General features: G+C 71.7%; 16 protein-coding genes. 8 read left to right on the top strand and 8 right to left on the bottom strand.

Annotated features, from left to right (window positions below; translation table 11 throughout):
* Position 1 precedes the first annotated feature (1 nt).
* Together ACFHWE_RS06660 and ACFHWE_RS06655 are read right to left on the bottom strand one after the other, a co-directional pair.
* On the bottom strand, positions 2 to 2,521 hold the full coding sequence (locus ACFHWE_RS06660; protein ID WP_416599727.1) for a nitrate- and nitrite sensing domain-containing protein: 2,520 nt from the start codon (positions 2,519 to 2,521) through the stop codon (positions 2 to 4).
* 431 nt (positions 2,522 to 2,952) lie between these two features.
* Positions 2,953 to 3,348: a DUF3592 domain-containing protein gene (locus ACFHWE_RS06655; RefSeq protein ID WP_416599726.1), complete on the bottom strand. Its 396-nt coding sequence runs from the start codon at positions 3,346 to 3,348 to the stop codon at positions 2,953 to 2,955.
* A gap of 183 nt (positions 3,349 to 3,531) precedes the next feature.
* Here ACFHWE_RS06655 and ACFHWE_RS06650 point away from each other — a divergent pair, with 183 nt between their 5' ends.
* Positions 3,532 to 4,380 carry an endonuclease V gene (locus ACFHWE_RS06650; RefSeq protein ID WP_416599725.1) on the top strand — a complete coding sequence of 283 codons (849 nt, stop codon included), beginning with the start codon at positions 3,532 to 3,534 and terminating at the stop codon, positions 4,378 to 4,380.
* On the opposite strand, the gene ACFHWE_RS06645 is transcribed toward ACFHWE_RS06650, so the two are convergent.
* Complete coding sequence (locus ACFHWE_RS06645) at positions 4,295 to 5,734, bottom strand: GuaB1 family IMP dehydrogenase-related protein (RefSeq protein WP_416599724.1); 1,440 nt, start codon at positions 5,732 to 5,734, stop codon at positions 4,295 to 4,297. The genes ACFHWE_RS06650 and ACFHWE_RS06645 overlap by 86 nt on opposite strands.
* A 230-nt stretch (positions 5,735 to 5,964) precedes the next feature.
* Here ACFHWE_RS06645 and ACFHWE_RS06640 point away from each other — a divergent pair, with 230 nt between their 5' ends.
* Positions 5,965 to 6,849: a CDP-alcohol phosphatidyltransferase family protein gene (locus ACFHWE_RS06640; RefSeq protein ID WP_416599723.1), complete on the top strand. Its 885-nt coding sequence runs from the start codon at positions 5,965 to 5,967 to the stop codon at positions 6,847 to 6,849.
* Positions 6,850 to 6,904: 55 nt separating this feature from the next.
* Here the strand turns inward: ACFHWE_RS06640 and ACFHWE_RS06635 are convergent, their stop codons facing one another.
* Entirely contained in the window at positions 6,905 to 8,029 is a 1,125-nt protein-coding gene (locus tag ACFHWE_RS06635) for an acyltransferase family protein (RefSeq protein ID WP_416599722.1), read from the bottom strand.
* Between the two features lie 439 nt (positions 8,030 to 8,468).
* On the opposite strand from ACFHWE_RS06635, the gene ACFHWE_RS06630 reads away from it, so the two are divergent.
* Entirely contained in the window at positions 8,469 to 10,253 is a 1,785-nt protein-coding gene (locus ACFHWE_RS06630) for an amidohydrolase (protein ID WP_416599721.1), read from the top strand.
* 6 nt (positions 10,254 to 10,259) lie between these two features.
* Positions 10,260 to 11,060 (top strand): M48 family metallopeptidase, encoded by an 801-nt coding sequence (locus ACFHWE_RS06625; protein WP_416599720.1) that lies wholly within the window; start codon positions 10,260 to 10,262, stop codon positions 11,058 to 11,060.
* 150 nt (positions 11,061 to 11,210) lie between these two features.
* Here the strand turns inward: ACFHWE_RS06625 and ACFHWE_RS06620 are convergent, their stop codons facing one another.
* A complete protein-coding gene (locus ACFHWE_RS06620) occupies positions 11,211 to 13,367 on the bottom strand; it encodes an elongation factor G-like protein EF-G2 (RefSeq protein ID WP_416599719.1) in 2,157 nt (718 codons plus the stop codon).
* A gap of 216 nt (positions 13,368 to 13,583) precedes the next feature.
* Here ACFHWE_RS06620 and ACFHWE_RS06615 point away from each other — a divergent pair, with 216 nt between their 5' ends.
* Genes ACFHWE_RS06615 through ACFHWE_RS06605 form a run of 3 tightly spaced genes read left to right on the top strand, consistent with a single transcriptional unit; the run spans position 13,584 to position 16,830 of the window.
* Complete coding sequence (locus ACFHWE_RS06615; protein ID WP_416599718.1) at positions 13,584 to 14,690, top strand: type II CAAX prenyl endopeptidase Rce1 family protein; 1,107 nt, start codon at positions 13,584 to 13,586, stop codon at positions 14,688 to 14,690.
* Between the two features lie 49 nt (positions 14,691 to 14,739).
* Positions 14,740 to 15,531 carry an alpha/beta hydrolase gene (locus tag ACFHWE_RS06610; RefSeq protein WP_416599717.1) on the top strand — a complete coding sequence of 264 codons (792 nt, stop codon included), beginning with the start codon at positions 14,740 to 14,742 and terminating at the stop codon, positions 15,529 to 15,531.
* A gap of 42 nt (positions 15,532 to 15,573) precedes the next feature.
* Complete coding sequence (locus ACFHWE_RS06605; protein WP_416599716.1) at positions 15,574 to 16,830, top strand: MFS transporter; 1,257 nt, start codon at positions 15,574 to 15,576, stop codon at positions 16,828 to 16,830.
* 105 nt (positions 16,831 to 16,935) lie between these two features.
* Here the strand turns inward: ACFHWE_RS06605 and ACFHWE_RS06600 are convergent, their stop codons facing one another.
* The 3 genes from ACFHWE_RS06600 to ACFHWE_RS06590 all read right to left on the bottom strand — a co-directional run bounded on the left by ACFHWE_RS06600 (position 16,936) and on the right by ACFHWE_RS06590 (position 19,547).
* Positions 16,936 to 17,898: a hypothetical protein gene (locus tag ACFHWE_RS06600; protein ID WP_416599715.1), complete on the bottom strand. Its 963-nt coding sequence runs from the start codon at positions 17,896 to 17,898 to the stop codon at positions 16,936 to 16,938.
* 201 nt (positions 17,899 to 18,099) lie between these two features.
* Positions 18,100 to 18,657 carry a peptide deformylase gene (gene def / locus ACFHWE_RS06595; RefSeq protein WP_416599714.1) on the bottom strand — a complete coding sequence of 186 codons (558 nt, stop codon included), beginning with the start codon at positions 18,655 to 18,657 and terminating at the stop codon, positions 18,100 to 18,102.
* Between the two features lie 86 nt (positions 18,658 to 18,743).
* Positions 18,744 to 19,547, bottom strand: a complete 804-nt coding sequence (locus ACFHWE_RS06590) for an aminoglycoside adenylyltransferase domain-containing protein (RefSeq protein ID WP_416599713.1) — start codon at positions 19,545 to 19,547, stop codon at positions 18,744 to 18,746.
* A 636-nt stretch (positions 19,548 to 20,183) separates the two neighbouring features.
* Between ACFHWE_RS06590 and ACFHWE_RS06585 the strand changes: the two genes are divergently transcribed.
* On the top strand, positions 20,184 to 20,861 hold the full coding sequence (locus tag ACFHWE_RS06585) for a sirohydrochlorin chelatase (RefSeq protein WP_416599712.1): 678 nt from the start codon (positions 20,184 to 20,186) through the stop codon (positions 20,859 to 20,861).
* The last annotated feature ends 126 nt before the right edge of the window (positions 20,862 to 20,987 follow it).

Raw genomic sequence — 20,987 nt, 5'->3', positions numbered from 1 at the left:
GTTAGGCGTCCTTGTCGGTGTCGTGGATCTGCTGTCTGCCGTCGCGCCGTCCGCGGTCCGTTCCCTTCTGGAACGCGGACATGTTCCGGCGCAGGCGTGCCAGCCGCTCCGCGCCGTCGGGGGAGCCGTCCGAGGGGCCGGTGGCACCGGCGCTCCCGGCGGGTTCGGTTCGCCCCGCACCGGAGGGGGCCGCGGCCAACTGCGGGGCCAGGTTCTCCTGTGGACGCCGTTTGGGCAGCGAAGGCCGTTCGTCCACGGCCTCAGCGGAGGGGATGTTGTCCGTTGCCGCGGTCCCACCGGGTCTGCGGCTCGGCAGGGCGGGGCGGTCGTCGTGTGGGGCGGGGCCCTCCACCGGTTCAGGTGCGGTGGTGATCGTCGCCTCGGTGTGCGTCGGCGCCTCGTCCTCCGGCTCTTCGGAGACGGGGGCGGCGACCGGCGCCAGGGCCGGCTTCGCACCGTTGCCGGAGTCCGAGGCGAGGCCGGGGACACCGTGTTCGGTGAGCTCGCGTACCTGCCACGTGTCCCTCCGGAGGTCCCCGGTCTCACCGGAACGCGTCCCGGTCTCCGTGATCAGGCTCTGGGGCAGCAGCACGATCGCCTGCACGCCCCCGTAGGGGGAGGAACGCAGGTGCACCTTGATGTCGTGGCGGTGCGCCAGGTGCGAGACCACGAACAGGCCCAGGCGCATCTTCTCGTTCAGCCGCATGACGTCGAACTCGGGCGGGTCCGTCAGCAGCGCGTTCGCGTCGGCGAGTTCACCGTTGGTCATTCCCAGACCTCGGTCCTCGATCTCGATCGTCGCGCCGTGGGGGACCTCCTCGCTGCTGATCCGAACCTGGGTGTGGGGCGGGGAGAACATCGCCGCGTTGTCGATCAGCTCGGCTACCAGGTGGATCACGTCGGCGACGGCGGGTCCGTGCAGGTTGACCCGGGCGATGCGCTCGCGCTTGACACGCGTGTAGTCACCGGACTCCGAGATCGCACCGCGCAGCACGTCGATCAGCGGCATCGGCCGGTGCCAGGTGCGGCCGGGAGCCTCGCCGCCCAGGATGAGAAGGTTCTCCGCGTTGCGCCGGGAGCGGGTGGCCAGGTGGTCGAGCTTGAACAGTTGGGCCAACTGCTCCGGGTCCTCCTGCTCGCGCTCCATGGTGTCCAGCAGACGCAGTTGGCGGTGGACCAGCGTCTGGCTGCGGTGCGCGATGTTGAGGAACACGCGGTTGACGCCGTGGCGCAGCTCGGTCTGCTGCACCGCCTCCTCCACGGCGGCGCGCTGCGCGGTGTTGAACGCCTTGGCGACGTCACCGATCTCGTCGTCGCCGGTGGCCAGTTCCGGCAGGGACGAGTGCGTGTCCACGCGCTCGCCCTGGTGCACGCGGCGCATGAGGTCGGGCAGCCGGTTCTCGGCCAGGTCCCGGGAGTCGTCGCGCAGGCGCAGCAGACGTGTGGTCAGCCTCTCGGAGCCCCGTCGGGCCAGGAAGAACGCCGCACCGACCACGGCCGCGACACCGAGGCTGGTGCCGATGGCGGCGAGGACCTTCGACCACGCCTCGTTGCCGGTGAGCTCGGCGGAGTGCAGGGCCTCGTCGGTGCCGATCCCGATCAGTTCCGTGAGCGTGTGCTCGTAGGGGGCGGCCCAGGCGTCGCGTTCGATCGGCATGGAGAGGTCCTCGACGACCTCCTGCTGGAAGGTGGTCGGGTTCGTCTCGATCGCTGTGGGGGGCACCCGGTCGATGACCGTCTGCTGCATCTGGAGCAGTTGCGCGTACTCGGGGCCGTTGACGAGGGCCTCGTAGCGCTCCTGCTGCCCCTCGCCCTCCAGGTACTGGGCGTTGGACTCCATGAGGTGCTGGTAGGAGCCGACCAGTTCCGTGAACTCCCGCTGGTCCTCGCGGCTGAGCTCCCCGGTGGCGAAGGCGTAGGAGAGCAGGGTGTCGGTGCGGGCGAACAGGTCGATGGCGCGGAACATGTAGGTGGCGGTGAACCCCGGGTTGACGGAGGCGGCCTCGCTGGCCAGGCGGGCCTGTGTGTCGAAGACGTCCGCGCCGGCGGTCATCAGGGTGTCGTAGTACTCGAGCGCCTCGTCGTGGGTGGCTGTGCCGGAGTCGACCGAGGCGCGGATGCCGTCGATCTCCTCGTACTGTTCGTACAGGGTCTCGATCATCTTCGCGGACAGGCCCGGTGAGACGTCGGTGATGCCCATGAGGTCCTCGATGGCCACCCCCAGGGTGGCGTCGGACTCCTCGCGCGACTCCATGAGCCGCTCCTCCAGCTCGGGGTCCCGGGGGTCCTCGATGTAGGCGATGGTGGCGGAGCGTTCGTACATCACGTTCACCATGCCCTCGGCCGCCGGGACGATCATGTTGTCGACCGCCCGGGCCCGCAGGAGCTGGTAGACGCCGTCCCACGCCATGGAGAACGTGATGACCAGCCAGATCGCTATCAGGGCGGAGGTGGGGATCATGACCAGGGAACGGATGCGGGCGGCGATTGTCCGCCCGCGTCGCTTCTGTACTGCTTGCACGGTTCTCCTGTCGGTCCGCGTCGAATCTGGGGGCCTCGAGGCGGAGCGTTTCCACCGGCCGGCGCGGCGGTGGTCCGTGGCGACGGGGGCACCGCACAGACCTGGTCTTCGATTGCGCTCTGTCGCCGAAGGCGGTGTGGAACCTGCTGAGGAGCGGCCACAGAGTGCCTTTCCACGTCGAAGGACGGTGTGGGGGGCCGTCTGTCGAGCGGGTGGGTTCGAGGCAGGGGAGGGGCTGCGGCGCTGATCAGCCGTTACACCGGTGCTGCGTCTCTTTTCTCCGCGGATTCCTGTGACGAAGGTTGGCTTGTGTTAAAGGCTTGACTTGCGAGCCAAACCAGGACATCAGTGCTATGGGACGTTATCAGGGGATAAGGGCGTTTGGAACTCCATAGAACACTGGTCAGGGAACATGTGCGCAGAGGACGGGACTACCGCCACGCCAGGTAACCGAGCAACAGTCCGATGGCCACCAGAAGAACGCCGAGTGAACCGAAGAGTCCGCGGACCCAGTGGCTCAGCCACGGCGCCGAGACGATCCGGGCGATCTCCGGAAGGTTCGGATCATAGGAGACGGTGACGATCTCTCCGGCCCGTGAGGCCGTCCAACCGGTGTTCTCGTGCTCGGCGTGCACCTCCTCGCCCTCCTCGGTGCGGAACTGCACGATCATCCGGGAGGCGGACGAGGTCTCGTGGTAACCGATCACCCGCCCCTTGGCCCGCACACCGTGCCGCGCCAGGCGCAGGTCCAGTCGGGTGTTGCGGGTCACCGTCCAGAGTGTGATCAGTCCCGCGACGACGGGGAGCAGGGGGTACAGGTCGGCCATCGCGGAGCCCTCTCTGCGCTTGTGTCGGCCGGGACATGCCCGTGGCACGCACACAACGATGCACGATCAGGCGACTCGCGCAACCACTCTGGCCGGGTTCGGACGCTATTTCTACGTTCCGGCCGGTGACGCGTGCACGGTTGGATGTGAGAAGAACACGCAAGCGTGAGGACGGAGGCGGACATGCCGGAGATCGCCGCACGGGTCGAACAGGTCCTGGACGAGGCGGAGCTGTGGCCCCGCGATCCGAGCGAGGCCGTCGCGCTGCAACGGCGCATGGCGGGCCGGGTGCGCGAGGAGCCACTGGACGCGGACACGGTGCGCCTGGTCGCCGGACTGGACGTCAGCTACGCCAGGGACGACTCCCTGCTCTCGGCCGCCGCCGTCGTCCTGGACGCACGGACACTGGAGGTGGTCGACTCGGCCGTCATCTCCGCCGAACCGGAATTCCCCTACGTCCCGGGGCTGTTCTCCTTCCGTGAGCTTCCCCCGGTGCTGAGGGCTCTGGCGGAGCTCACGGCCACCCCCGACGTGTACCTGTGCGACGGCTTCGGACTGGCCCACCCCCGGCGGTTCGGTGTCGCCTCCCACCTGGGGGTGCTGCTCGACCTGCCGGTCGTGGGATCGGCCAAGTCGGTCCTGTACGGCAAGCACAGCGTCCCGGGGCCGGAGCGGGGGGCGTGGACACCCATGGTCGCCGGGCGCTCGGAGACGGTGCCTGACTCGGTGGCCCTCGCCGAGCGGGGCGCGGAGGTCGTCGGGCGCGTGCTGCGCACCCGGGCGGGCGTCAAGCCCGTCTACGTCTCGGCCGGGCATAGGGTGGACCTGCCCGGGGCGGCCGACCTGGTGCTGCGCCTGTCACCGAAGTACCGGATCCCCGAGCCGGTCCGCCACGCCGACCGATTGTGCGGCGAACACCGCAAGGCGCTGTCCGCCGCACCCCCCTCTACCAGTTGGTCGGAACCGGACGCCCCTCCTGATAGCCGGCGGCGCTCTGCACACCCACGACGGCGCGCTCGCGGAACTCGGTGAGCGAGGCGGCGCCCGCGTAGGTCATGGAGCTGCGCACACCGGCGACGATCTGGTCGATGAGATCCTCGACGCCCGGGCGCTCGGGGTCGAGGTACATCCGGCCGGTGGAGATGCCCTCCTCGAACAGGGCCTTGCGGGCCCGGTCGAACGGGGAGTCGTCGGCGGTGCGGAGCCTGACCGCGCGCGCCGACGCCATGCCGAAGCTCTCCTTGTACTGCGCACCCTCGGCGTCGCGCATGACGTCGCCGGGCGACTCGTAGGTGCCCGCGAACCAGGAGCCCACCATGACGTTGGAGGCGCCCGCCGCCAGGGCGAGGGCGACGTCGCGCGGGTGGCGCACGCCGCCGTCCGCCCACACGTGCCCGCCGAGTTCGCGGGCGGCGTCGGCGCACTCCAGGACGGCGGAGAACTGCGGGCGGCCCACCGCGGTCATCATGCGGGTGGTGCACATCGCGCCGGGGCCCACGCCGACCTTGACGATGTCGGCGCCCGCCTCGATGAGGTCCCGGGTGCCCCGGGCGGTGACGACGTTCCCGGCGACGACCGGGACGCCGGGCTCCAGCGCGCGCACCTTGGCGATCGCCGAGAGCATCTTCTCCTGGTGGCCGTGCGCGGTGTCGATCACCAGCGCGTCGGCCCCGGCCGACACCAGTTCGGCGGCCTTGCCCGCCACGTCGCCGTTGATGCCCACGGCGGCGGCTACCCGCAGCCGGCCGCGGGCGTCCACCGCGGGCGTGTACAGCGTGGAGCGCAGCGCGCCGGTCCGGGTCAGGACGCCCACCAGCGCGCCCTCGCCGTCGACCACCGGCGCGAGCCGGTGCCGGGCGTCGTGCAGGACCCCGAACGCCTCCCGGGGCTCGGTGCCCGAGGTGATGGTCAGCACCTCGGTGGTCATCACCTCGCGCAGTTGGGAGAAGCGGTCGACGCCGGAGCAGTCGGCCTCGGTGACCACGCCGAGGGGGCGGCGGGCACCGTCGACCACGACGACCGCGTTGTGCGCCCGCTTGGGAAGCAGGTTGAGCGCCTCGCCTACCGTGCTCGACGGGTTCAGGGTGATGGCCGTGTCGTAGACCAGGTGCCGCTCCTTGGTCCAGGAGACGACGTCGGCGACCACTTCGAGCGGGATGTCCTGCGGGATGACGGTGATACCGCCGCGCCTGGCGACCGTCTCGGCCATCCGCCGCCCGGCCACCGCGGTCATGTTCGCCACGACCAGCGGGATGGTGGTTCCTGTGCCGTCCGGGGACGACAGGTCCACGCTCAGCCGGGAGCCGACGTCGCTGCGGCCCGGGACCATGAACACGTCGCTGTAGGTGAGGTCCTGCTGGGGAGCCTGGTCGTTGAGAAAACGCAAGTGTCTACCTCGGTCGAGACCGAAGGGGGTGGACCACTCCGCCGCTCGCGCGGACGGCACCCTGTTGATCCCCCTCTTACCGGTCAATTATGCAGCGGAAGGGCCGGTGGCACCAAAGCCATCTGGGATGATGGGCCGGTTCACCCCTGCCATACCCCCGCTCGGACGGTACGCCCCCCGGCGCTTCGGCCGGGCCGGGACGGGCCCGTTGGGAAGTAGAAGTAGACCGCATGCCCAGATTCACACTCGACCACGTCAAAGAGACCTACAAGGCCAGGGACGCCTGGTGGACGGTCTTCCTCGTCGATCCCCTGGCCGGACGCCTGGTGGTTTGGACCGCGAACCGGACCTCGCTCACCCCGAACCAGCTCACCCTGGGCGCCGGTCTCCTCGGACTGTTCTCGGCGGTCTGCTTCGCGGTCCCGGCGTGGGCCGGCGCGGCGGGCTGGGCCTGGCTCCTGGCCGGTGCCCTGCTGTTCCACCTGAGTTTCGTACTGGACTGCATGGACGGCAAGATCGCCCGCCTGAAGGGCACCGGTTCGATCTTCGGGGCCTGGGTCGACTTCGTCTTCGACCGCATCCGCTTCTTCGGCTGCGTGATGGCGCTGCTGGTCGGCCAGTGGGCGGCCACGGGCAGCACCGCCTATCTGATCGCCGCGCCAGTCGTGGTCTTCTTCGACCTGCTGCGCTACCTCAACGCCTCACAGGTCGCCAAGACCCGCCGGGCCCTGAAGCGTGCCCTGGCGGAGGTGGCCGGGGAACCCGAGCCGGTCCGTGCCGGCACCGAAGACGATCCGGAGGGGGAGGGGGCCGAGGAGGCCCCGGGGGAGGCCGCTCCCGCTCCGCGGGGCCTGTACGCGAAGGTCCGTGCGTCCCTCCTGCGGCACCGGGTGCGCCCACACCTGTTCAGCGGTATCGAGTTCGAGATGTTCCTGTGCATCGTCGCCCCCGCGTCCGCGCTGGTCTCCCTGGCCACCCCCCTGGACAGCCTGATCCTCCCGATCGCGGTCCTCTCGTGCGCGGCACTGGGCTTTTTCGAGGCGGTCCTGGTCGGGCGGCTGTGGAAGGAGTCCCGCAGGGTCCAGGCGCGACTGCGGCCCGCGGACGGCCGCTGAGCACCGCCCGGTGGCCGGCCGCCCGTCCCCGGGGCCCGCGGGCCCCGGGAGGGCCTCAGCCGGTGCCCGCGCCGGATCCGGCCTTGCCGCGGCGCAGCGGGGAGTCCTCGGGCAGGAACCACGTCGGCTGCGGTTCGACCGCCCACCGCATGCACCATCGCACCCACGGGGCGCACAGCAGCAGTGTGACGGCCGCCGCGAGCGCGATGTTGACCGCCGTTCCCACGGCGCCCCCCGTGAGGTCGTACCAGGGTGTGGCCTTGAGGACCTTGTAGAAGACGGCGTGCCCCAGGTACACGTACAGCGTGTAGGCGCCCAGGGCCGTCATCCAGGTGCGGCGCTTGGGAGTGAGGGCGAGGACGGCCACCGTCATCGCCAGGGCCAGGGCCATGAACGCGAGCCTGATGCCGATGCTGGGCGTCAGGGGGTCGATGTCGCGGTCGGTGAGGCTGTTCCGCCAGAACAGCCACTCCCGGCTCAGGTCGCCGGACATCGGCACGGCGAGGACGGCCGTCCCCGCCAGGACCGCGGCCGAGCAGACGCGCACCCAGACGCGGTCCAGGAACGCGAAGTGCTCCCGGCGCAGGCACAGGCCCAGGACGAAGAACGGCAGGAGGCTGAGCACGCGGCCCAGCGACAGGGTCGAGCCGAGGTCGGCCGTGGCGGCGAACAACGAGACGACCACGGCGACGGCCACGGGCCACCGCAGCCGCTTCCAGACGGGAACGCTGAGCCGCCACAGGAAGAGGGCGACCAGGAACCACAGCGTCCAGGTCGGCTTGAGGACCGACAGGGAGTCGGGGAGGCCGCCGCGTGCCGCCGTGGAGATCGCCTGGTGGATCGTCCAGAAGACGAGGTAGGGGACCACCAGGGACAGGAACAGCTTCTCCACACGCTTGGACGAGCCGTCGAAGGACCGTGAGAGGTACCCGCTGATCACGATGAACGCGGGCATGTGGAAGAGGTAGATCCAGAAGTACAGAGCCCTGGTCGGTTCGTAGGAGCCGGTCAGGGGTTCGATCCCGTGGCCGAGGACCACCAGGGCGATGAGGAGGAACTTGGCGTTGTCCAGGCGCGCGTCCCGGTCGGGTGCGGACACCGGAGCAGAGGCGTGGGAGGAGGACGCGCCCTGCTCTTCCCCCGGGCGGCCGTGTTGCGGACTGGTCGTGGATGAGGCCACGTACGGACTCCGAATGCGTGATGGGTGGGACGGGTCCACGGCTCTGCCGCCGCACGCGGGAGCGGCGGCGGACAGGCGGGGCCGTGGCGGAATCGGGGTCGGCCTGCGGTGTGCCGTGGGCGGATGCGTCGCGGGTTGGTGCGGCGCGGGACCCACGGGCGGGAGGCGTCCGGGCGTTGCGGATCGCGTGGAGCGCGAGGGGGAGACCCGGATGTTCACGACCCCTTCCAATGGGCGTTACCTTACTGAGACGTACGGCGATATGCCAACGGGTGACGCCGTATCGCGCGGGATTTCGTGCCCGATCGCCGTGTACGGCCGACCCGGGGCGGTGACGCCGGTCGACACGTCGGTGTGAGCCGGTCACGGCTGCGCAGATAGGGTGAACCCTGGCAGGTGCCCGCAGGCAGCGCCGACCAGGTCCGGAACGAAGAAGGCGGTGGAAACCGTGCCGCACGCGGTGGATCCCAACCGTGCCGCTCAGCACGGAAGTGTGGTGATGCGACTCCTCGACGAGCTGTTCCCGCTCGTGGAGGGGTTCTACGTCGACCTGCACAAGAACCCCGAGCTGTCCCACGCCGAGCACCGCACCGCCAGCGGCGTCGCCGAGTGGCTGAACCGCACCGGCTACGAGGTCCACACGGGCGTCGGCGGCACCGGGGTGGTCGGACTCCTGCGCAACGGGCCCGGGCCGACCGTGATGCTACGCGCCGACATGGACGCCCTCCCCCTGGCCGAGCGGACCGGACTGCCCTACGCCAGCACGGCACGCGAGGCCGGCGACGACGGTGCCGAGGTCCCCGTCATGCACGCCTGCGGGCACGACGCGCACACGGCCTGCCTGGTGGGCGCGGCCGACCTGCTCTCCGAGACCCGCGAGGAGTGGTCCGGCACCGTCATGGTCGTCGCCCAGCCGGGCGAGGAGACCACCGACGGCGCCAAGCGGATGCTCGACGACGGCCTGTTCGAGCGCTTCGGCCGCCCCGACGTCATCCTCGCCCAGAACCTGGGGCCGCAGCCCGCCGGACTGATCTCGCACCGCTCCGGCGTCGTCATGGGCGCCACCCGCTCCTACCGGGTGCGCGTGTTCGGCGAGGGCGGCCACGCGGCCATGCCGCACACCGCGATCGACCCCGTGCTCATCGCGGCCAACATCGTCACCCGCCTCCAGGGCGTCGTCGCCCGCGAGGTCAGCCCGGGCGAGATGGCGGTGCTCACGGTCGGCAGGATCCGCGCCGGGACCAGGGCCAACGTCATCCCGGACGAGGCCTACCTGGAGATCAGCACCAGAGCGATCAACGACGGCGTCATCGCCCAGTTGGAGGAGGCCCTCGGCCGGATCGTGCGCGCCGAGGCCGCCGCCTCCGGCGCCACCCGCGAGCCCGTGGTCGAGGCGTTCCGGGGCGTGGGCATCACCCGCAACGACCCCGAGAGCACCGAGGCGGTCTCCGCCGCGCACCTCGCCTACTTCGGCGAGGACTACGTCATCCACCTGCCCGACCCCTCGCCGGGCAGCGAGGACATCGGCCTGTTCGGCCTGCCGGACGACCCCCAGCCGATCCCCTACGTACTGTGGTTCGTCGGCGCCACCCCGCACGACGTGTGGGAGGCGGCCCCCGGCTCCACCCCCTACGAGAAGATGGCGAACGTGCCCAGCCCGCACTCGCCGTTCTTCGCCCCCGCGCGCGAGCCCACCCTGCGCGCGGGGCTCGCGGCGATCACCGTGGCAGCGCTGTCCTACCTGGGCAGTGACAAGCCGGCCCCCTTCGGAGGGACGGACGCGCGCTCCCACGAACCGCTCACCTCGGACACGCCCGGCCCCCTCTCCCAGAGCGCTGCCGACGGTCTGGCACCGACGGGCGGAGCGGTCCCCGGACCGCCCCCGGCGGAGTCCCCGGGGCACTTCCCCGATCCCGCCCCGGCTTCACGGCCGGGCGGCGGATCCTACGAGAGCGACGCCTACGACAGCGCATTCCTGTCCTCGTGGCCGGCCCCCGTCGCGGAGGACCGCCCCGGCGGTGCCCGGGACGAGGAGCGGCCCTCGGAGAAGAAGGCGGACGAGGACGAGGCCACACTCTCCGCGGACATGTCTCCCTACCTCGACGACGACCTGCCGCTGGGGCCGCCGCCTGCGCAGGAGCCCCCGTCCGGACCGGCCTTCTCCGGGCCGCCCCCGGAGAGCGGTTCGGACGAGGACCGGACCGGTCCGGGGTACGGTCGCTGACCGCGCATGGGATCCGCCTGGCAATGGGGTGATCCCCGTGTGCGCAGGCGGCTCCGCCACCCCCGGGAGAACCGCATCCTGGTGGCGTGCGGGGCGGTGACGCTCCTCGCGGTCGTGGGCGCGGTCAGCAGGGCCGTCTCGGGCGACCCGGAGGAGCCCCTCCTGCTGCTCAGCATCCCCGCGCTCGTGTACTTCGTGCGGGGCCAGCTCTACGCCCGCCAGCGCGTCAACGGGGTGCGCATCACCGAGGACCAGTTCCCCGAGGCCCACCGGATGGTCGCCGAGGCGGCCGCCGCCTTCAACATGCGCCGGGTGCCCGAGGCCTACGTCGTGCTGGGCAACGGCGTCCTCAACGCCTTCGCCTCCGGACACGGTATGCGCAGGTACGTGGCGGTCAACAGCGACCTGTTCGAGGTGGGCGGCAGGCTCGCCGACCCCGACGCGCTGCGTTTCGTGATCGGCCACGAGGTCGGGCACATCGCTGCGGGCCACACCTCCTTCTGGCGGCACTTCTGCGTTTCCGTGGCCCAGGTGATCCCCGGAGTGGGCTCCACACTGGGGCGCGCCCAGGAGTACACCGCGGACAACCACGCCTACGCCTACTGCCCCGAGGGCATGTACGGGATGCGGGCGCTCGCGGCGGGCAAGTACCTCTACCGGGACGTGGACTTCCACGCCGTCGCCGCGCGCGCCGCCACCGACACCGGGTTCTTCGTCCTGCTGGTGAACCTGCTCTCCAGCCACCCGGTGAACACGTTCCGCTTCGCCGCCCTAGCCGACCGGAGCCGTCCGGGCCGGGTGCTTTAACCGACGCCTGTGGCGCGGTCCTCCCTGGCCCGTCTCCCGCCACCACCCTCAATCGACGGCCCCTGGCCGCAGCTCTCTCTCTGCCCGTCTCCCGCCACCGCCCTCAATCGACGGCCCCTGGCCGTGGCCTTCCCTGTCGGCCGGCCGCCGTCAGGCGGTCCCCTGGCGGGGGAGGCGGGCCGCCACCCGAGGGGGCAGCGGCTCATGGCGCAGGTAGGAGCGGGTGAGCACCCCCGTGCCGTGTGCCAGGGAGCGCAGCTCCACCGCGTAGCGGGTGATCTCCAGCTCGGGCACCTCGGCGCGGATCACCGTCCGGCCGCCCGGGGCGGGCTCCGTGCCCACCACCCGGCCCCGGCGGGCGGCCAGATCGCCCATCACGGCTCCGAGACAGGCCTCGTCCACCTCCACGGACACCGCGTCCACCGGCTCAAGCTTCGCGAGCCGACCGGAGCCGGCGGCGTCCTTGAGCGCCAGCCGCCCCGCCTTCTGGAAGGCCATGTCCGATGAGTCCACCGAGTGCGCCCTGCCGTCGTAGAGGGTGACGCGCAGGTCCACGAGCGGGTACCCGGCCTCCACGCCCTCCGCCATCTGGGCGCGCACCCCCTTCTCCACGGACGGGACGAACTGCCGGGGCACCACCCCGCCCACGATCTCGTCGACGAACTCCAGACCCGCCCCCGACTCCAGCGGCTCCACCCTGATCCGGCAGACGCCGTACTCGCCGTGGCCGCCGCTCTGCTTGACGTTGCGGCCCAGACCCTCGGCGGGGCCCGCGAAGGTCTCGCGCAGCGGGATCCGCACCCCGCCGGTCTCCACGCTCACCCCGTACCGGTGCTCCAGGTGGTCCAGCGCGGCGTCTAGGTGCGCCTCGCCCAGGGTCCACAGGACCATCTGGTGCGTCTCCGGATCGACCTCGACGCGCACCGACGGGTCCTCGGCGACCAGCCGTGCGACGGCGTGCGACAGTTTGTCCTCGTCGGTGTCGGAGGCCGCCCGGACGGACACCGGGTGGATCGGCTGCGGGAACGCCCAGGGCGCGACACGCAGGGGGCGGCCGAGGCCGGACAGCGTGTCCCCGGTCCGCGCGCCGGGCACCCTGCCCACCAGGCACAGGTCGCCGGCGACCACTTCGGACACGGGCAGTGCGCCCCCCGGGGTCGGGATCGAGAGCGGCCCCAGCCGCTCGTCGTCGCCCGTGCGGTCGAGGCGTTCGTCCCCGGTGCGGCCGGTGGGCACACCGTGCCCGTGCAGGTGCACCCCGGAGTCGGCGCGCAGCGTCCCGGAGAACACGCGGACCAGGCTCGTGCGGCCCACGTACGGGTCGCTCGTGGTGCTGAGCACCTCGGCCACCAGGGGGCCGTCGGGGTCGCAGGACAGGCCCTCCACCGGGCGTCCGTCGGGGCCGATCACCTCCGGCAGTGCGCGGCGCTCCGGCCCCGGGCACGCCAGCGGCAGTTCGTGCAGCAGTTCGCGCACCCCCACCCCGGTCGTGCCACTGACCGCCAGGACCGGGTGGAACCCGCCCGCCGCCACCGTCCGCTTGAGGTCGGCGACCAGGCGGTCGGTGTCGAGCGCGCCGCCCTCGGTGTAGCGGTCCATGAGGTCCTCGTCCTCGCTCTCGGTGATGACTTCCTCCACGAGGACGCGTCGCAGTGGCCCGGCCGCCTCGCGCAGCCACTCCGGTGCCTGCCGGGGTTCGGGGGCGGGCCCGGAGGAGTAGTCGTAGTAGCGCTCGGACACGAGCCCCCAGACACCGACGACGCGGCGCGCATCGCCCTCGCCCTCCACCGCGGGGACGTAGGCGGGGTGCACGCCCCCGCCGAAGGCCTCCTGGCACTGGGCGACCACCCGGTCGTAGTCGGCGCGCGGGTGGTCGATGCCGGTGACGGCCACTGCACGGGGCATGCCCACCGCGGCGCACTCCTCCCACAGCACGCGGGTCCGCCCGTCCACCCCCTCCAGCGCGGAGACGACGAAGAGGGCGGCGTCGGCGCCGCGCAGGCCCGCGCGCACCGCCCCGATGAAGTCGGCATAGCCCGGTGTGTCCAGCAGGTTGACCTTGACGCCGTCCACCGCCACCGGGTTGAGGGTCAGGTTCACGGAGCGCTTCTGGCGGATCTCGACCCCGTCGCCGTCGCTGACCGTCGTACCCTCCTCCACACGCCCGGCGTGGTCCAACCGGCCGGCGGCGAGGAGCAGGGCCTCGACGAGGCTCGTCTTCCCGGAGCCGGACGGCCCGACCAGCACCACGTTGCGGATGTCCTCGGGCCGTCCGGCCCCGGCTACCACTGCGGTTCGATCCGCCATCCCTCTCCACCCTTCCGGGGTCGCCGGCCGTGCCGGAGCCGGTGGTCACCGACCCAGGTGCGTCCCGTCATACTCTCTACGTTCGCGTGTCATGCCCTCTGCCACAAGAAGTCACCCTTATGGTCTGGTATGTGTTGTGTGCGATAAGTGACAAGTTGTGTCACGATCCAGGAGATCAAGGCGTTTGTGAGGTGAAGCACGCTTTAAGCTGACACCGTGCCTTGGTCCGACACCCTCCCCCAGTTCAGCCTCGTCGGGACCCTCCTGACGGTCGCGCTCCTGCTCTTCGCGGCGGTCGGCGAGCCCCTCCTCGGCCGCCGGGCGCTCTCCTGGCTGCGGCGCCGCCGCGACGGCGACACGCGCGCCCTGACCCTCCTGCACTGCTCCACCATGGCGGTCCACGGCCTCTGGGGGGTCGCGGTGGTGGTGGTCCTGTCCCTGTCACCCGGCCTCACCGCCGCCGACCTGGGGCTGCGGTCCCCGCAGGCGTGGTCCCCGGTCGTCGGGGGTGCCGTCGGCGGGCTGCTGGCACTGGCCGCCCTCCACGTCCTGGTCCACGGGGTTCCCGAGTGGGCGCTGCGGTGGACACCCCGGGGAATCCGCACCGCGCAGGGGCGCGGCGGCCGACGCGGCCACCGCAGGCGCCCTCCGGCGGCCGGGGCCGCACCCCTTCCGGAACCGGGCAGGGTGCCCCAGTGGGTGCTCGCCCCCGACACGCCCCGGGAGCGCGCCGCCGCAGCGGGTGCGGCCGTCACCGGGGGCGTGTTCGGGGAACTGCTCTACCGGGGGCTGTTCATCGTCCTGGTGGCGGGGATGGGCGCGCCCCTGTGGGCCGCGGCCGTGCTGTCCGTGCTCCTGTTCTCCGTCGCGCACCTGTACCAGGGGTGGTGGGGGCTGGTCGGGGCCGGAGCCTCCGGCGCCCTGTTCACGGTCCTGTACCTGGGCACGGGGAGCCTGTGGGTGCCGATCGCCGTGCACACGGCGCTGAACCTGCGGTCGCTGGTCTTCCCGCCCGTCGCCCGCCACCACCCTCAACAGACGCCTACGGCGCAGTTCCTGCCAACCGTCGCCCGCCACCACCCTCAACAGACGCCTACGGCGCAGTTCCCGCCAACCGTCGCCCGCCACCACCCTCAACAGACGCCTACGGCGCAGTTCCCGCCCGCCTCGGCGCGTGACGAGCCCGACCCCGAGTACGCCCCAGCCGCAGCCGCCCCCGGCGGCCGCAGGGGACGCCGGGGCCGCCGCGGACGGCCCTCCCGGCTCCAGCCGCCCCGGCTCCGCACCGACGGCCGCAGAGGCGGCGGCCGGTGGGAGGGATGACACACGGGGCGGACTCCCCAGGTCCGGACCGATGGGGCACGATGGTCTGGTGACTGACGCGATCGACCGCCCGAAGTCCCCGATCCACCTCCAGCGGCACCGGCTGGTCACCTCCGACGGAGTCCCGCTCGACGCCGCCCTGCGCCGCTCCGACGCCCACCGCACCACCGCCGTCGTCCTCGCCAACGGCTTCACCGGCACCCACAACGGTTCCGACACCCGCGCCATCGCCGAAGGGCTCATGCCAGTCGGGGACGTGCTGACCTTCGACTTCCGGGGCCACTTCGACTCCGGCGGGCGCAGCACGGTCGGCAACGCCGAGATCCACGACCTAGAGGCGGCCGTCGCCCACCTCAGAGGGCAGGGCTACACCTCAGTGGCTACCGTCGGCTTCTCCATGGGCGCAGCGGTCGCCGTCCGCCACGCAGCCGCCTTCGGGGGTGTCAGCGCCGTGGTGTCCGTCAGCGGACCCAGCCGCTGGTACTACCGGGGAACGCGGCGGATGCGCCTGCTGCACTTCGGTGTCCACGGCTCCCTGGGGCGCGCCTTCCTCCGGTACGCCCGCAAGGTGCGGGTGACCGACCAGGAGTGGACCGACCTGCCCGCCGAGCCCCGCGCGGTGGCCGGGGACATCGCCCCGGTCCCGCTGCTGGTCGTCCACGGCGACGCCGACGCCTACTTCCCCGTATCCCACGCCGTGGCGATCCACGACGCGGCCAGGGAGCCCCGGGAACTGTGGGTCGTGCCGGGGATGAAGCACGCGGAACGCGGTGTCACCCCCGAACTGACGATCCGGCTCCGGGACTGGCTCCTGACACGGGTCACCGCACACCAGGGATAGCGCGCGGCCCGACCGTCCGAGAGAATCGGCTAAAAAGGAATGATGGCAAGAAACCGCCCATCATCCTCGGCGCGTGCACCCGAAGCGACCGGCCTTCCCGGACTCCGAGGCCGGGGGTTCGCCCTGCTGCTCGCGGCCACCGCCGTCGGGTTCTGCGGCTTCGCTGCCGTGCTCCCCCTCGTCCCCCTGTGGGCGACGCGGGGAGGCGCGGGCGAGTTCGGCGCCGGGAGCACCACGACCGCGTTCATGCTCACCACCGTGGCCACCCAGATCTTCATGCCCCGGCTCCTGGAGCGGTGCGGATACCGGTGGATTCTGCCCGTCGGCTGCCTGGTCATGGGCGCCCCCACCCCTCTGTTCGCGCTCACCGACGACCTGGCGCCGCTGATCGCCGTCTCGGCCGTGCGCGGCGTCGGGTTCGGGATGGTCACGGTCGCCGGAACCGCTCTGGCCGCGCGGTTGGTGCCCCCGGCGCAGGTGGGGCGGGCCACGAGTTACTACGGGCTGGCGCTCGGCCTGCCCCAGGTCCTCATCCTGCCCGGCGGTGTGGGACTGGCCCTCGCCTTCGGGTTCGACACCGCCTTCTGGATCACCGGTCTGTGCTCGGTGGCGGGTGCCGTGTTCTCCGTGGGCATCTGGTACGCCGACGGCGGCCGCAACCGGGCGGTGCTCACAGGCCGCACACGGACGCGGGTCGCCGCCCCCGCGCCGCCGGTTCCACTGCCACTCCTGGCCGCACCGCTGGTCCTCATGCTCCTGACCGCCTCGGCGGGCGCCGCCGTCAGCACCTTCCTGGCGATCCCCTTCGAGGGGGCCGCGTGGACCGTGGCCGGAGCCCTCGCCGGGTACGCGCTGGGCGTCGTCATCGGCCGGGGCGCGGCCGGGAATCTCTATGACCGCTTCGGACGGACCGTACTGCTGGTGCCGGGCACCGTGGCGGCGGCGGTGGGCGTGTGCCTCGTCGCCGCCGCTCTGTGGTCCGGCGGGGACGGGGCGGCGCCCGGGGCCGCGGCGGTCCTCCTCGTCCTGGCCGGGACCGCCCTGCTCGGGCTCGGGTTCGGCGCGGTACAGAACGAGACGCTCACCGTCATGCTGGACCGCGCTGGCCCGGCCGGGGTAGGCCGGGCCAGCGCGGTGTGGAACATGGGCTACGACGGGGGCACCGGCGCCGGGGCGATGGTGATCGGGATGCTCATCCAGATGCTCGGCTACGGGCCGGCCTTCGCACTGGCCGCCGCCGCGCTGGTGGCCGCCCTGCCACTGGCCCGGACCCGTTCCCGCAGCAGAACCGCGCCGTAGGTGTCCGTTGAGGGTGGTGGCGGGTGACGGTTGGTGGGGGCTGCGCCGTAGGTGTCCGTTGAGGGTGGTGGCGGGTGACGGGCGGGACGTGTCGTAGCCCGCCCATCAGTACGAGCTGATGTGCACGTGGTCGTAGTGGTTGGCGGTGGTGCTGCCGCGGTCGTTCATGAACACCCACGACGGGTTGGTCTGCTGCCAGATCCGCTGCTTCCAGATGACGTAGTCCACACCGAGCCGGGAGGCGTTGTCGATGGCGTACTGGGCGATCTGGTCGCCCAGCGCGTTGTTGGCGTCCGAGGGCCAAGCGCCGCCGGAGCTCATCATGAAGTCGCAGGCGCGTCCGTCGCCGTGGTCGTCCGCGGTGTTGCGCCAGCAGCCCACCGGGTAGGGGGCGCCGTGGACCCGGATGATCTCGTCGCGGATCGCCGCCATACGGGGCGTGGTGGAACTCCAGCCGCCGCCCTGGGCGCTCGCCGGGACCGTGCCGTTGCCCCGGGTCTCGGGGACCTGCTCGGCCTCGTACTCGGCGATCTGCTCCTCGACCTCTTCCTTCTGCTCCTCCAGGTGGTCGATGAGCTCTTCGGCCTCGGCCAGCTCGTCGTTCAGGTCCTCCAGGATCTGCTCCCGCTCCTCGTGCGTCCGGACGAGACCGCTGATCTGCCCGGCCTGGCTCTCACCGATGTAGTCGACGGCCGCCGCGTCGGCGAACATCGACTCGGGGTCGCTGGAGAACACGATCTGGAGTGCGGGGTCCATCCCGGTGTTCCTGTACCGCGAGTGCGCGATGACGGAGACGCCGCCCCGTGAGGCCTCCAGCTCCTCCTCGATCTCGGCCAGGTCCTCCTCGGCCTCCTCGGCGCGGTCGCGGATCTCGGTGAACTGGAGGAGTTCGCCGTTGTAGGACTCCTCCAGCTCCTCCGCGCGCTCGGTGAGCTCGTCGATGTCGACGTCCTCGGGGTCGGCGTACGCCGAGGCCGCCGCAGCGACCACGAGGGCCGAGGCGAGGGCGGTGATCGTGAGGACCGTGCGCCCGCGGCGCGGGGCGGTGGGGCCGGGAGAGGGTGGCATCGTGCTGACTCCGTACCTGGTCCGGCCGCGCGCTTCCTGCCGCGGCGGGTGGGAGGTGCCGTGGCTGGGGAGCGCGGGACGGACTCTACGAGATCTCGGTTGCGGTGTGTCGACTCAAGAGACGTCGGGGGAGTGTGCGGGGATGTGTCCTGAAAGATACCCGGAGTTGGGCACAGGATGGGCAGCGGATGGTGATCCGCCTCAGCCCGCACCGCCGAAGGCGCTCGGAAGGGACGGCGACGGGGCGGGGGAGGGCGCCGCGTCCGGCAGGAACCAGGAGGAGCGGCGGATGTCGCGCATCGCCCGCTTGCGTGTGTCGGGGTCGAGCCGTTCGATGTAGAGCATGCCGTCGAGGTGGTCCGTCTCGTGTTGCAGGCAGCGCGCCATGAGCCCCGCCCCCTCCACCGTGACCGGCTCGTTGCGCAGGTCCACCCCGGTGACGACGGCGCGCTGGGCGCGGCGTGTGGGATACCACAGTTCGGGGACCGACAGGCAGCCCTCGTCGCCCTCCTGCGTCTCCGCGGACCGCTCCGCGATCCGCGGGTTGATGACGTACCCGATGCGTCCGTCGACGTTGTAACTGAACACCCGCATCCCCACCCCGATCTGGGTGGCGGCCACCCCGGCGCGGCCCGGCGCGTCCACCGTGTCCAAGAGGTCGCGCACCAGGGCCTCGGTGCGCTGGCCGAAACGGGTGACGGGGGTGGTCGGGGTGACGAGGACGGGGTCGCCGAAACGGACGATGGGGTGCATGGCCATGCCCCACAGATTAGGACATGAGCGGTTCACCGGGGACCCGGATCCGTGCTGCCCTCCCCACGGCGGTGTGGGGCCCGTACGGGTGCTCAGACGGCCAGACCGGGGCGCAGGGCGTCGTCCAGCACCATCTCGATGTAGTCCAGGGCCGCGCGGCGGCGGGCCAGGGCGTTCTCGTACAGGGACGGGGCCTGGCCGCCGCGGCGTACGCGCAGGCACTCGTTGAGGATGCGCTGCCAGCGTTCGGGGAAGGCGTGCAGGGCGTAGGCGCCCGCCCCCGACTTGGAGGTGATCTCCCCCGTCTTGAGGGTGAAGTGCAGCCGGCTGACGCTCAGGACGCTCCAGGAGGGGGCCAGGGACCCGAGCACGGCCAGACCGCGCGGGGTGACCAGGCGCCCGGCCTTCTCACGCCACCGGCTCCAGTGCTCGTCCAGCGACCCGAGGGACCACGCGCGCAGACTGCCGGGCTCGTCCCACACGTCCAGTTCGAGCGGGTGGGGCCCGCGCACGGTCACGCCGTGCTCGGCCAGGACGTGCCAGGTGACGGGGTTGACGTCGTTGCGGGACCGGGCGTGGAACCGCCCGCCGACCACCGAGGCGACCGGGCCGCAGGAGGCCGGGTCCCGGGTGAGGTCGTCCCAGGTGAGGTGGATTCCGTTGAACTGCGGCTGCGGCACGTCGGCCCGGGTGAGCGCGTGGACGCGGCGCAGCAGGTGCGGTTCCGGAGCGCGGGAGGTGACGATGACGAAGTCGACGTCGCTGGTGTGGGGCCGGAAGTCGCCGAGTGCGACGGAACCCGTCAGATAGAGGCCTTCGACCAGCCCGGGGGCGGTCCGGTCCGCGTGCGCGAGGAAGGCTTGGGCCAGCGTCTGCACCCGTGGGTGGACGGCCATGCTCACTCCAGTCTGAGAGGTTCGTCGGCTCCGCCGAAGGGCGGGGACCGGGACGCGGTGCGCGTCCGACAATCAAGTCTGGACAGAGCGGGGGCGCGATAGCAAGTGATCACGCCGTACTCGCACCCTGGTCTCCCCACGTCAGGTGGTGCGCGGCTAGCCCGGAAGGGGAGAGCGCACCCTTGACAGGTGTCATCCGCTTGTGGCAGGGCAGGGCAGGGCAGGGTTGGCTCCGGTGGCGGTACGGGGCCGGGAACCCGGTCCGGGGAGCGCTGGAAGAAGCATGTGCATATGTTTGATGCATATGCATGGGAATTTCTTTGTGCCACCTTTCCGGGGGTCGAGTTCATCGGTCTTCCCGAACCCTCCTCCGCGTATTCACGTGAAGTTCTCCAGCCCCATCGGAGATCACTTTCACCATTTTTCGAAGTATTGTCGCAGATCGGGGTGGATATGGTGGTCGCGCCCACAAGGAACCCCGGATCGTTATGGTTCACCAAGGCAGCATCCGGAGATAACCATCACAGCCATTGTCCGATGTTTTCCTCGGCGTAACACGCGTGCACGCCCCCGAAACGGGGTCGCTTTACGCTCGGGGCAACGGCAGATCTCCACAGCGATCCCAAGGAGCCGTACATGGTCCCCACAATGGTCCTCGTGGCCGACGATTCCCGTGACGCCCACCGGAGGGACGCCCTGTGCGGCCTGGCCGAGGCCGTAGCCGAACGCGGTGAGGCCCCCGTGGCCCCGGCCTTCGGAAGCCCGGACGAGGTGGCCTCCGCCATCGCCTCCGTGAAGGGGCCCAAGGTGGTCGTCCCCGCCTACGTCGCGGGAGGGGACGTGGCCAGCGCCAACCTGCTCTCCCGGCTCGACCTCTCCAGCATGGGCGACGCCTGCCGGACCACCCCGCTGGGCGCGGTCCCCTCCATCGTCGCCGACCTGGCCGGCCGCCTCACCGAGTCCGGGTGGAGCACCGACGACGGCGTGGTCCTCGCCGCCGACGGCACCACCGGTTCGGACGAGCGCCAGGTGGTCACGGACGTCGCCCGCATGCTCAGCCGACGCCTCGGAGCCCCGGTCCAGGTCGGCTACCTGCGCACATGGGCGCCGTCGGTCTTCGACGCGGTCGACCGGCTGCGCCGCGACGGCCGCGAGCGCGTGGCCGTGGCCGCCTGGCGCCTGGTGGACGGGCCCGACTTCGACCTCCTCCGCGGACTCGACGTCACCGCCCTCACCGCACCGCTCTGGCCGTCCGAGCTCGTCGTGGACACCCTGCTCGCCCAGCACAGGGCGGCCAAGGGCCGCCTCGCCTGAGGCGGCGACGGTTGCCCGGGAGGTCCGACTGTGGCGAAACCGTTACCGGAGTCCCCCGGATGGGTATGTGCCCAAGGGGTGGGAAAACCCGCACCCACACGACCGTACGGCTCCGTACCGCAGGGA

This window comes from Nocardiopsis sp. LOL_012, from assembly GCF_048060475.1.
GTDB lineage: Bacteria > Actinomycetota > Actinomycetes > Streptosporangiales > Streptosporangiaceae > Nocardiopsis.
Note: the sequence above shows the minus strand (reverse complement) of the source record. Positions and strands in the feature narration are given on the sequence as shown.

What these genes read in the sequence shown, in the direction of transcription:
- ACFHWE_RS06605 (WP_416599716.1), top strand. Translation starts at nt 15,574, where the DNA reads ATGGCAAGAAACCGCCCATCATCCTCGGCGCGTGCACCCGAAGCGACC.
- ACFHWE_RS06640 (WP_416599723.1), top strand. Translation starts at nt 5,965, where the DNA reads ATGCCCAGATTCACACTCGACCACGTCAAAGAGACCTACAAGGCCAGG.
- ACFHWE_RS06650 (WP_416599725.1), top strand. Translation starts at nt 3,532, where the DNA reads ATGCCGGAGATCGCCGCACGGGTCGAACAGGTCCTGGACGAGGCGGAG.
- ACFHWE_RS06620 (WP_416599719.1), bottom strand. Translation starts at nt 13,367, where the DNA reads ATGGCGGATCGAACCGCAGTGGTAGCCGGGGCCGGACGGCCCGAGGAC.
- ACFHWE_RS06590 (WP_416599713.1), bottom strand. Translation starts at nt 19,547, where the DNA reads ATGGCCGTCCACCCACGGGTGCAGACGCTGGCCCAAGCCTTCCTCGCG.
- ACFHWE_RS06600 (WP_416599715.1), bottom strand. Translation starts at nt 17,898, where the DNA reads ATGCCACCCTCTCCCGGCCCCACCGCCCCGCGCCGCGGGCGCACGGTC.
- ACFHWE_RS06625 (WP_416599720.1), top strand. Translation starts at nt 10,260, where the DNA reads ATGGGATCCGCCTGGCAATGGGGTGATCCCCGTGTGCGCAGGCGGCTC.
- def (WP_416599714.1), bottom strand. Translation starts at nt 18,657, where the DNA reads ATGGCCATGCACCCCATCGTCCGTTTCGGCGACCCCGTCCTCGTCACC.
- ACFHWE_RS06585 (WP_416599712.1), top strand. Translation starts at nt 20,184, where the DNA reads ATGGTCCCCACAATGGTCCTCGTGGCCGACGATTCCCGTGACGCCCAC.
- ACFHWE_RS06655 (WP_416599726.1), bottom strand. Translation starts at nt 3,348, where the DNA reads ATGGCCGACCTGTACCCCCTGCTCCCCGTCGTCGCGGGACTGATCACA.